The sequence below is a fragment of the Devosia sp. genome (assembly GCF_017307565.1).
GTDB lineage: Bacteria > Pseudomonadota > Alphaproteobacteria > Rhizobiales > Devosiaceae > Devosia.
Map to the genome: position 1 here is coordinate 1 of NZ_JAFKHD010000177.1, position 10,336 is coordinate 10,336.

Below are 10,336 nucleotides of genomic sequence, written 5' to 3' on the forward strand. Positions count from 1 at the left end.
CCCGGCGCGTGCGCCGGGACAGTGAAGAAAAAGGGAATGCTGCGTACCTGCCCGCCCAGGCGGGGCATTAGCCGGTCAGACAGCCCGAAAGACCGGTAGGAAGGAAAGCCGCATTCCAAAAGCATCTGCTGGCCTCAGCGGATCATGTTGAGAGCTTGTTTGAGCATCTCGTCAGCTGCCGTCACGATCTTGGTATTGGCCGAATAGGCCTGCTGGGTGACGATCAGCTTGGTGAATTCTTCAGAGATGTCCGTGTTGGACGCTTCGGTCGAGGAACCGACAATGCCCGCGCCCGACTGGTTGATGATGGCACCGCCGGATTCAGTGGTGGCGGTGTAGGTGCCGCCGTCGCCGCGCTTCAACGCGTTGGGGTTCGAAAAGCTGGCGGTGATGATCTGAGCCACGGCACGGGTTTCGCCGTTCGTGTAGGACGCGATCACCTGGCCCTGGTCGGAAATGCCCACGGAGATGAACTCGCCGGCGCCATAACCATCCTGCTTGAGCTGGGTGGTGGTGGCCATGCCGGAATTGTCGGCAAACTGGGTCATCCCCTTGAGACCGTGATCAATGGTGATCGAGCCAAAGCTGCGACCGTTGATCGACAGGTTGCTGATGGCGAGACGTTCGGTACCATTGACCGTGACGCCTGAGCCGCCAGCGATGCCCGAAAGTATGCCCTGGTCGAAGGTGTAGTCGGCAAGCTTGGTCCAGGCATTTGCAGAGCCCGGTGCGGAGTCCGAAGCGTAGAAGAGGCTCCAGGTGGCAATACCGGCTTCATCCGAAACCTTCGCCCAGCGCATCTGCACGTTCACCGGCTCACCGGTCTGCGAGTAGACGGTGATGCCGCCGCCGGAGATGGATTCCTTCACGAAGAGTTCGGAATTGGCGGCCGACACGGTCGAGAGCGTACCGGTCGCGGCGTTCTGCGAACCGACAACGTTCAGGGCGGCGGCGGCAGTGCCGGCGATGGAGACGTTGGAGCGATAGTTGCCCGGGAAGTCGACGACGAGGCCGTTGACCGCATCCCAATTGACGGTCGCACCGCTGGCACCGGCACCACCATTGGCGCGCAGGTCAGCCTGGATGACGTCGAGCATTTCCTTCATCGAGCCGGTCGCGTCCACCTTGAGCACGCCCGAACCTGCAGTCAGGTTACCGACGGCATCGAGCAGGTACTTCCGCGTCACGCCGCCAACAGTGACTTCCAGGGTCTTGTTGTGGATGCCGCCCGTGCCCATCAGGTCAGCCGGCATGTTGGCAGAGGTGTAGGCTGCCGGAAGAATGGCGGCCTGAACCGTGCTGAGGCCAAACAGCGGCGCTGCGGTGCCGCCGAACGTCAATGTGCCCGTGTCGCCGGTTGCGTTCTGGACGAACACCCGGCCATCCTTGATGCCGACGCGTTCGTTGCCGCCAGTCGCGAGCTGAAGCCTACCCTGAATGTCGGCCAGCAGGCTGGTAACAGTAACCGGCGATGCCGTGGGCACCTGCGGAGCAACGGGGCCGAAAGTGAAAGTATGGGTAGTGCCCCCGATATCCAGCGTCAGCTGGCTGCCATCCGGAATCGACAGGGTCGATGCCAGCGCGTTGGGGTCGACGATATTGCCGTAGCCATAGGCCGGAATAACGGTCGGCTGAGGCGATGCACCGCTGATCTTGGGCGCAATGGGCGTGCCCATCACGTCGCCCGAATAGCCCCACGGCTTGAGCAGTTCGCTGCCAGGAGTGGTCGAGACGTAGGAAGCCGTCTTCGGGCTCTGCGGCAGGTTGAGCTGGTAGTTGATGGTGGTCGAGCGCTTGGCCGGCAGGAACGAGTTGTCGATCTTGACCGCCTGGGCGACCGAACCGGTAACAACGCCGTTTTCCATGCCCAGGCCGGTCAGGCGATAGCCTGCGCCGTTGACGAGGTAGCCGTTGCGATCGATGTCGAAGTCACCGCGGCGGGTGTAGAACGTGCCGCCCGAACCATCACCGTTCTCGACGACGAAGAAACCATTGCCATTGAGGGCCATGTAGGTTTCAGTGTCGGCATTCTGGATGTCGCCGCGCAGGGTATTCATCGAGCGCGAATAGGAGGAAACCGCGCCGGCAATCTGCTGCTTGACCGGAGCGTCGGGGATCATATCGACGAAGCTGGTGTCGATGCGCTTGTAGCCAATCGTCTGCGAGTTGGCGATGTTGCCAGAAATGTTCTCCATGGCATGCGACTGGGCCTTGAGGCCAGAAACCGCACTTTGAAGAGCGCCAAAAATACCCATTTAAAACTCCAGTTCCCCAAATGACGAGGCAAGCGCCTGTTTGCCCTATGCAATGCAAGGGCAATGCCAACTCGTTAACTATATGAATTAACTTGTCTTTCTGACTCAGATGGAGCGATCCGACCCGTTCCGACCGGCAGAAAAGACGTGGCGCATGGCAAAAAATGCCGCCTGACTTCCGGACTTTCCGCGTTTAATGGGATTGCTCTGGAGCGAACCGGCGTTTTGTGCCAAACACCGAACCGTCTCTAAGTCTTTGTTTTGTCGCGCTGCCTGCCCGAAGAAAAGTCCCAGACATGCTGTTTGAAACGCCCGATCAGTTCATCAAGGCACCTCGCCGCGCCGTCACGGTCTTTGGCATGGCGGGCGTCGGCAAGACGCGGCTGTCGAACCTTCTGCGCAAAAACCGCTGGTTCCACTATTCGGTCGACTACCGCATCGGCACGCGCCACATGGGCGAATACATCGTCGACAACTTCAAGGCCGAGGCCATGAAGGTGCCGTTCCTGGCGCAGCTGCTGCGCTCGGACTCGATCTACATCTCGTCCAACATCACCTTCGACAATCTGGACCCGCTTTCGAGCTATCTCGGCACGCCCGGCAATACCGAGCTTGGCGGCCTGCCGCTGGCCGAATATCAGCGTCGGCAGGAGCAGCATCGCGTGGCGGAAATTTCTGCCTTGCTCGACGTGCCGCACTTTGTAGATCGCGCCAAGACGCTCTACGGCTATGACGATTTCATCGCTGATACCGGCGGTTCGCTGATCGAGGTCATCGACCACGACAACGCCGATGACCCGGTGGTGAAGACGCTCGCTGAGAACACGCTGCTGCTCTATATTCGCGGAACCGACAAGGACGCCGCCGAGCTGGTGCGCCGCTTCAAGCAGAGCCCCAAGCCCATGTATTACCGGCCGGCCTTCCTCGTCGAGAAGTGGGCCGAGTTCAAGACCATGAACGGCATTGCAGCAGACGAAGACGTCGACCCCGCCAAGTTCGGTGCCTGGGGTTTCGAGGCGCTGCTGCACAACCGCCTGCCGCGCTATCAGGCGCTGGCGGACAACTTCGGTTACACGGTGGAAGCGTCCGATCTCGCCATGGTGCGCGACGGCGACGAGTTCGTCGATCTGGTGGCGGCAGCGATCGAGAAGCGAATGCGTTAGCGCGCCCCCAAGGGGGGACGCGCCACAGTTTCATTCCGTTCTTTCCTGCCCCAATTCGAGGCTAAAATGCCTATTCGTATTCCTGACAACCTGCCCGCCCGCAAAACGCTTGAGGACGAGGGCGTCAATGTGATGGATTCCAGCCGCGCCGAGCGGCAGGACATCCGCACGCTCGAAATCGGCCTCCTGAACCTGATGCCGAACAAGGAGCGCACCGAGACGCAGTTTTCGCGCCTGATCGGCGCCACCCCGCTGCAGGTCAATCTCTCGCTGGTGCGCATCACCGACCACCAGTCCAAGCACACGTCCGAGGACTATCTCAAGACCTTCTACCAGACCTGGGAAGAGGTGAAGGAGCGCAAGTTCGACGGCTTTATCGTCACCGGGGCGCCCATCGCGCATATCCCGTTCGAAGACGTGCGCTACTGGAACGAGATGCTGGAGATCATGGCCTGGACGCGCACCAATGTGCACCACACCATGTTTATCTGCTGGGGCGCGCAGGCCGCCCTGCACCATTTCCATGGCGTGAAGCGCTATCGCATGGAAGAGAAGGCCTTCGGCGTCTTCCGGCACCAGATCATCAACACCCGCTCGCCCTTCCTGCGGGGCATGTCCGACAGCCCGATGATCCCGGTATCGCGCTACAACGACATGGACCGCTCCTCGGTCGGCGACGACCTTGAAGTACTCGTGGACAGCGATATCGGGCTCTGCATGCTCGGCGACCGCGCCGGGCGCGCCGTCTATTTCCTCAACCACCTGGAATATGACAATCGCTCGCTGGCCGACGAATATGAGCGCGACGTGAAGGCCGGGCTCGATACCGCGCCGCCCGCCAATCTCTACCCCAACGGGGACACGTCGGCCGAGCCGGAGAACCGCTGGCGCAGCCACGCCCATCTCCTGTTCCAGAACTGGATCAACGAGATCTACCAGACGACGCCCTACGATCTCAGCGAGATCGGCAAGCGATAGAGCTTTCGAGGCGGCGTTTAGACGCCGCCTCCACCCTTGCAAACGGCCCTCGACTCCCTAACTTGCAGGGACGCATGGGGATTTAGCTTTGCCGCAACCGCCCACCACCATCACCGACGAACTGGGCATTGCCCTCTCCAACCTCGCCGACAGCGCCACGGGCGTTCTTACGCCGACCCTGCGGCTGGGCGTGACCGGCCTCAGCCGCGCCGGAAAGACGATCTTCATCACCTCGCTGATCCACAACCTTCTCACCCAAGGCCGCCTGCCCGGCTTCTCGCCGCTGGCCGAAGGCCGCTTCATCGGCGCAAAACTGGCTGAATATCCCGACGCGACCATTCCGCGTTTTGCCTATGAGCAGCATATGGCAGCGCTCACTGGCCGCCCCGCAACTTGGCCCGAAAGCACGCGGCGGATTTCTCAGCTACGGATCGTGTTGAAATTCCAGTCGGCCAAATGGTGGGCCGGATTTTCGGGTCCGGCGACGCTCAATCTCGATATCGTCGATTATCCCGGCGAATGGCTGCTCGACCTGCCACTGCTAGGCAAGAGCTTCGCCGAATGGAGCGCAGAAGCTCTGGAGCGCGCCCGCCAGCCGGGCCACGCCGACGAAGCCGGAGCATTCCTCGCCGAGATCGACAGCACCGACGTGCTGAAAGACGCCAGCGACCTTAATGCCGAGCATCTCGCCACGGCCTTCACTACCTATCTTCGCCGCAGCCGCGAACACGGCGCGCTATCGACTTTGCCCCCGGGCCGTTTCCTGCTGCCCGGCGATCTCGAGGGCTCCCCAGCCCTCACCTTCGCGCCCCTGCCGCGCCCCACACAGCCCATTCGCAGCGGCAGCCTCTACGCCATGCTCGAAAATCGCTATGAAGCGTACAAGGCTCAGGTGATCCGCCCCTTCTTCCGCGACCACTTTGCCCGGCTCGACCGGCAGGTGGTGCTGGTCGACACGCTGCGCGCACTGAACACCGGCCCCGCAGCCGTCGCCGATCTCGAAACCGCGCTCACCGCAGTTCTCGCCTGTTTCCGCCAAGGCGAGGCCAATCCACTGCTCCGCCCCTTCAGCCGCCGCATTGACCGCATTCTCTTCGCCGCGACCAAAGCCGATCACGTACACCACACGAGCCACGACCGGCTCGAAGCCATTCTCAATCGCCTTGTCGGCAATGCCAGCAAGCGCGCGCGCTTTGCCGGGGCCGAGACGAAGTCTCTCGCCCTTGCGGCCATCCGCGCCACCAACGAAGGCACGATCCGCGAACAGGGCGAAACCCTGCCCACGCTGATCGGCACGCCGCAGGCCGGCGAGAAGCTCGATGGCACGACCTATGACGGCAAAACCGAAATCGCCTTATTTCCCGGCGACTTACCCGAACGTCCGGATTCATTATTCGAGAATGGACAGCCCGTAGCGCTGAACTTCCTGCGCTTCACCCCGCCGCAAAAACTCGAGACCAACACGGACGGCGAAGTGGTCCTGCCCCATATCCGCTTCGACCGCGCCCTCGATTATCTCATAGGAGACTGGATGGCATGAAGCGTCCTATCGCCCGCCCCACCCAGACCCAGAGCGAGACGGCGACGCCGGTGCGCGCTCCACGCGCCTTCGCGCCTGCCGAAGCCGAAATCGTCGCAACCTCCTTTGAGCCCGATGCAGAACCGGACCTCGTCGGCCCGCCGCCACGGCGCATGGGCTGGATTGGCCGCATTGCCTGGACTGCAGGCGGCATTCTCGTCTCTGCTGGTCTCGCACTCGCCGCTGACCGATTGATCCGCGATCTCTTTGCACGCTACGAATGGCTTGGCTGGGCTGGCCTCGGCGTTCTCGGCGCCTTTGTTGTCGCCGTTGTGGCCCTCGTAGCTCGAGAGATCTTTGCCCTTCGTCGCCTCCGCACCCTCGACGCCCTCAAGGCAGATGCAGCACGCGCTCGCAGCGACGACGACCAGAAACTGGCCCGCCATGTCGCTGAACGCCTCGAAGGGATTTATGCCGACCGGCCAGACATGGCGCGGAGCCGTGAGGTGGTAAAAACCAACCTGCCGCACCTCTTCGATGGCACCGAGATCGTCACGCTTGCCGAACGCAGCCTCATGGCCCCGCTCGATATCAGAGCCAAGGCGCTGACGGCAGCGTCAGCCCGACGCGTGGCTTTGGTCACGGCGGTATCGCCACGCGCGCTCATTGACGTTGCCTTCGTGATCTACGAAAGTGTGCGGCTGGCCGGGTCCATTGCCCGGCTCTACGGCGCCCGCCCCGGCTTCTTCGGCTTCTGGCGCCTCGCCGGCGCGATCCTGTCGCATCTCGCCGTCACCGGCGGCCTCGTACTGACCGATGGCATTGTCGAGCAACTCGTTGGCCAGGGCCTCGCAGCAAAGCTCTCAGCCCGGCTCGGCGAAGGCGTGGTCAATGGCCTGATGACCGTGCGCGTCGGCATCGCCGCCATGCGCGTTGTCCGTCCCCTGCCCTTCGAAACGCAGCCGCAGCCCATGGTCCGGGATTTCATTCCCGAACTGGTCAAAGTCACGCAGGATGCGGGAAAGCCTTAGTCGTCCTTCGACGCGCTCGGCGCAAGGGTCAGCTTGAGCCCATCCAGCTCATCCGAGCAGAGGATCTGGCACGAGAGACGCGAGTTCGACTTCACGTCGCCGACGCTGTCCAGCATATCCTCTTCTTCGTCGCTCGGCGCGCCCACAGCGTCGAGCCATTCGGAATCGACATAGCAATGGCAGGTGGCGCAGCTCAGCGCGCCGCCGCATTCGGCCTTGATGTTGAGGCCCCAGTCGCGAATGACTTCCATCACGCGCCAGCCTTCGAGCCCTTCGAGCTCGTGCACTTCGCCTGCCTGGTCGGTAACGGTGATCTTCATGGGGCGCTCCTCAACAGCGGGGCGTGCTTAGCTCTGGAAGAGCAAATCGGCAAGTCTTGTGACCTGGAACTTTCGTCTGCCGTCACCGCCGGGCTTGTCCCTGTGGTCCCAAGCCATTCGTAAGAATGGCTGGCGGGGGCGAGATGGATTGCCGGGACAAGCCCGGCAATGACGACGGAGGGTTGGCTGGTGAGGGTCCTAGACCCTTACGCCACACCCAGCTTCTTCTGCAGCTTGGTCGAGCTGGTGGTGTACTGGAACACTACCCGCTCACCCGGCGAGATGATCGCCTTGGCAGCCTGCGCCATCAGCGCGGCTTCGTGGAAACCGGACAGGATCAGCTTGAGCTTGCCGGGGTAGTAGTTGATATCGCCAATCGCAAAAATGCCGGGGACCGAAGTCTGGAACTTCTCGGTATCGACAACGATGGTGTTGTCGTTGAGCTCAAGGCCCCAATCGGCCACCGGACCCAACTTCATGGTGAGACCGAAGAACGGCAGCAGGCGCGTGGCAGGGATCGAGAGATCGCCGGCATCGGTCGTCAGGTGCACATGGTTGATCTGGCCGTTTTCGCCATCGAGCTTGGCAATCTGGCCGAGCTGGAAGTTGACCTTACCCTCGGCAACCAGTTCCTTCATCTTGTTGACCGAAGCCGGAGCAGCCTTGAAGGCGTCGCGACGGTGAACCAGCGTCAGGGTGCGCACGATCGGCTGCAGGTTCAGCGTCCAGTCGAGCGCGGAGTCACCGCCGCCGACGATGACGACGTCCTGCCCACGGAAATCTTCCATTTTGCGGACGGCATAGAAGACCGACTTGTTCTCGAACTGCTCGATCTCGGGGACCGGCGGGCGCTTGGGCTGGAACGAGCCGCCACCGGCCGCGATCACAACCACCTTGGTGAAGAAGGTTTCGTCGGCATCGGTCTGCAGCTTGAAGGAGCCGTCTTCCAGCTTCTCGATGGAATTGACCATGCGCGAGAAGTGGAATTCTGGCGAGAACGGCGCGATCTGCGCCATCAGGTTATCGGTCAACTGCTGGCCGGTGACCATGGGGAAAGCCGGAATGTCGTAGATCGGCTTTTCCGGATAGAGCTCGGCGCACTGGCCGCCAGGACGGTCCAGAATGTCGATGAAGTGGCATTTGATGTCGAGGAGCCCGAGTTCGAAAGCCGCAAACAGGCCGCAGGGGCCAGCGCCGATGACGACAACGTCGGTGGTGATCTCAGTGCTCATTTTCAAAGTCCGTTCGACACCGGAGCCGCTGCGGCTCCGGAAAAGTTGGTCCCATCGGGGCCCCATTGCCCCGCTTGATGAATGGGAACTGCCGCTGTCACCAGCGCCCCCGGCTTTGCCCGATTAAAGGCGACTAACGCGCTCCACTTATCCTAGGAGACGCGGCGAAGGAAGGGGCGAGTACCAAGCGGCACTTCGGTGACGCCCACAGGCTGGTAAAACAAGGCCATTTCCGGCAGACGGTTTTCGATCAGCGCCTGGCGGCTCGGCTCGTGGGTAACGACGAGCGCATTGAAGCCGCAGCGGCGCATATGCGGAATCTGATCCTGCAGAACATCACCTACAGCCCTGATTTCACCCGCATATTTGAAACGCTCGACCAGAAGGCGCGCCGTCGAATAGCCGCGACCATCCGAGAAGGCCGGGAATTTTATCGCAACCGAAGCGAAGCGCGAGAGATCGTCGACGACGTCCTCGATCTTCTCGCCGGGCGACACCAAGAGGCCAAGCGGATGCTGGCTCGCCAGATAGTCGGCGCGGTTGGCCAGAAATTCCGGCAGTGGCACATGAGTGTAGCGGGCCTCGGACGGCGCAGTGCCTTCCACCCATTCCTTGAAGGGGTCGGCAATAAAGGCGCCGTCTTTCCAGAGCGTATGGCGGGCTGCGGCAGTCATCGGATTGGCGATCGCTCCACTGAAATCATAATGGATGCCGCATTCCTTCTTGTTGAGGCCGCGCCACCGTCCGGCACGCGGATCCTCCCCCTCGGCAACAATCGAGGTGCAAGGCGCGCAGCCAATGGACTTGTAGCCTTTGGCATAGAGCGGATGCTCGGGCAAGTTGTGCTTCTGGCGATATTCGATGACATCGGCATCGGAGAAATAGGCCAGCGGATTGACCTTGATGCGATCATCGCTCGTCAGCTCGAAATGCGGCAGCACGCCGCGTTCCGTGGTCTGGTAGCGCTTGCGGCCGGTCACCCAGCCGCCATATTGCTCCGTGACCGGCTCAAGCGGCTCGGTCTTGCGGATGTGGCAGCAGGAATCGGGGTCCGTTTCCCACAGGTCGCCATTGGGATCGAAGCGTTTCACGTCATCCGAATTGGGGTGGATGGCGTGGACATTGATCAGGCCAAGCTGCTTCTTCAGCGTCTCGACGTAATCGAGCGTTTCCTGAAAGTGCTTGCCGGTCTCGAGGAAATAGACCGGCATCGACGGATCGACCTGCGCCACCATATGCAGCAGCACGGCCGAGTCCGCCCCGAAGGACGAGACGATGGCAAGATCGCCCGGCAGGACGTCGCTAACGGCGTAACGGAGCACGCTCAGCGCGTCCATTTCGTCGAACATGCCGTTGAGCGCCAGGATACCCAGCGCCTTAAGCTTGTCGTGTGCCGCCTGGGCGGGAGCGAGTTTAGGCAGTCCCATAGAGGGCCTCCTTGAACGGCGCTTCCCCAAGACGCCGGTAGGCTTGAATGAAAGTCTCGTCACTGCCCTGGCGCTGGGCGATGTAGAAATCGACCAGCTTCTCGATGGCGCCCGGCACATTCTCGGCCTCAAAGCCCGGCCCGATGATCTTGCCCACCGAAGCATGCTCGGTGGCGTCACCGCCCAGCGTGATCTGATAGAGCTCGCCGCCCTTCTTCTCGACGCCGAGAATGCCAATGTGACCCACATGGTGGTGCCCGCAGGCATTGATGCAGCCGGAAATCTTGATCTTCAGCTCGCCGATTTCCTTCTGGCGTGCCGGCTCGGCAAATTTCTTGGAAATCTCCTGCGCGATCGGGATCGAGCGCGCATTGGCCAGGGCGCAGAAATCGAGGCCCGGGCAGCAGATCA

The 10,336-nt window shown here is 61.8% G+C and carries 8 protein-coding genes and 1 pseudogene; 4 read left to right on the forward strand and 5 right to left on the reverse strand.

The features are described 5' to 3' along the window. Positions 1-134 precede the first annotated feature (134 nt). A complete protein-coding gene (locus tag J0I64_RS05025; protein ID WP_291406516.1) occupies positions 135-2,255 on the reverse strand; it encodes a flagellar hook-basal body complex protein in 2,121 nt (706 codons plus the stop codon). A 296-nt stretch (positions 2,256-2,551) separates the two neighbouring features. Between J0I64_RS05025 and J0I64_RS05030 the strand changes: the two genes are divergently transcribed. The 4 genes from J0I64_RS05030 (at position 2,552) to J0I64_RS05045 (ending at position 6,946) form a co-directional block, all read left to right on the forward strand. Continuing rightward, the gene (locus tag J0I64_RS05030; protein WP_291406517.1) at positions 2,552-3,418 is read left to right on the forward strand and encodes an ATPase; all 867 of its coding nucleotides are present in this window, start codon (positions 2,552-2,554) and stop codon (positions 3,416-3,418) included. Between the two features lie 66 nt (positions 3,419-3,484). After that, positions 3,485-4,396, forward strand: coding sequence for a homoserine O-succinyltransferase (metA, locus tag J0I64_RS05035; protein ID WP_291406518.1), 912 nt, complete (start codon positions 3,485-3,487; stop codon positions 4,394-4,396). Positions 4,397-4,484: 88 nt separating this feature from the next. Continuing rightward, positions 4,485-5,936 carry a YcjX family protein gene (locus tag J0I64_RS05040; protein ID WP_291406519.1) on the forward strand — a complete coding sequence of 484 codons (1,452 nt, stop codon included), beginning with the start codon at positions 4,485-4,487 and terminating at the stop codon, positions 5,934-5,936. Next, positions 5,933-6,946, forward strand: a complete 1,014-nt coding sequence (locus J0I64_RS05045) for a YcjF family protein (protein ID WP_291406520.1) — start codon at positions 5,933-5,935, stop codon at positions 6,944-6,946. Before J0I64_RS05040 ends, J0I64_RS05045 begins: the two co-directional genes overlap by 4 nt. Here J0I64_RS05045 and J0I64_RS05050 read toward each other — a convergent pair. The 4 genes and pseudogenes from J0I64_RS05050 to J0I64_RS05065 form a co-directional block, all read right to left on the reverse strand. Next, positions 6,943-7,266, reverse strand: a complete 324-nt coding sequence (locus J0I64_RS05050; RefSeq protein ID WP_291406521.1) for a 2Fe-2S iron-sulfur cluster-binding protein — start codon at positions 7,264-7,266, stop codon at positions 6,943-6,945. The genes J0I64_RS05045 and J0I64_RS05050 overlap by 4 nt on opposite strands. Before the next feature lie 206 nt (positions 7,267-7,472). Continuing rightward, entirely contained in the window at positions 7,473-8,498 is a 1,026-nt protein-coding gene (locus tag J0I64_RS05055) for an NAD(P)/FAD-dependent oxidoreductase (protein ID WP_291406522.1), read from the reverse strand. Between the two features lie 152 nt (positions 8,499-8,650). After that, complete coding sequence (locus J0I64_RS05060) at positions 8,651-9,925, reverse strand: phosphoadenylyl-sulfate reductase (RefSeq protein WP_291406523.1); 1,275 nt, start codon at positions 9,923-9,925, stop codon at positions 8,651-8,653. Next, positions 9,912-10,336: pseudogene (locus tag J0I64_RS05065) on the reverse strand (nitrite/sulfite reductase); the annotation flags it as partial. The gene J0I64_RS05060 and the pseudogene J0I64_RS05065, both read right to left, overlap by 14 nt.

Coding starts and splice junctions, on each gene's coding strand:
- J0I64_RS05055 (WP_291406522.1), bottom strand. CDS start 8,498: ATGAGCACTGAGATCACCACCGACGTTGTCGTCATCGGCGCTGGCCCC.
- J0I64_RS05030 (WP_291406517.1), top strand. CDS start 2,552: ATGCTGTTTGAAACGCCCGATCAGTTCATCAAGGCACCTCGCCGCGCC.
- J0I64_RS05060 (WP_291406523.1), bottom strand. CDS start 9,925: ATGGGACTGCCTAAACTCGCTCCCGCCCAGGCGGCACACGACAAGCTT.
- metA (WP_291406518.1), top strand. CDS start 3,485: ATGCCTATTCGTATTCCTGACAACCTGCCCGCCCGCAAAACGCTTGAG.
- J0I64_RS05025 (WP_291406516.1), bottom strand. CDS start 2,255: ATGGGTATTTTTGGCGCTCTTCAAAGTGCGGTTTCTGGCCTCAAGGCC.
- J0I64_RS05050 (WP_291406521.1), bottom strand. CDS start 7,266: ATGAAGATCACCGTTACCGACCAGGCAGGCGAAGTGCACGAGCTCGAA.
- J0I64_RS05045 (WP_291406520.1), top strand. CDS start 5,933: ATGAAGCGTCCTATCGCCCGCCCCACCCAGACCCAGAGCGAGACGGCG.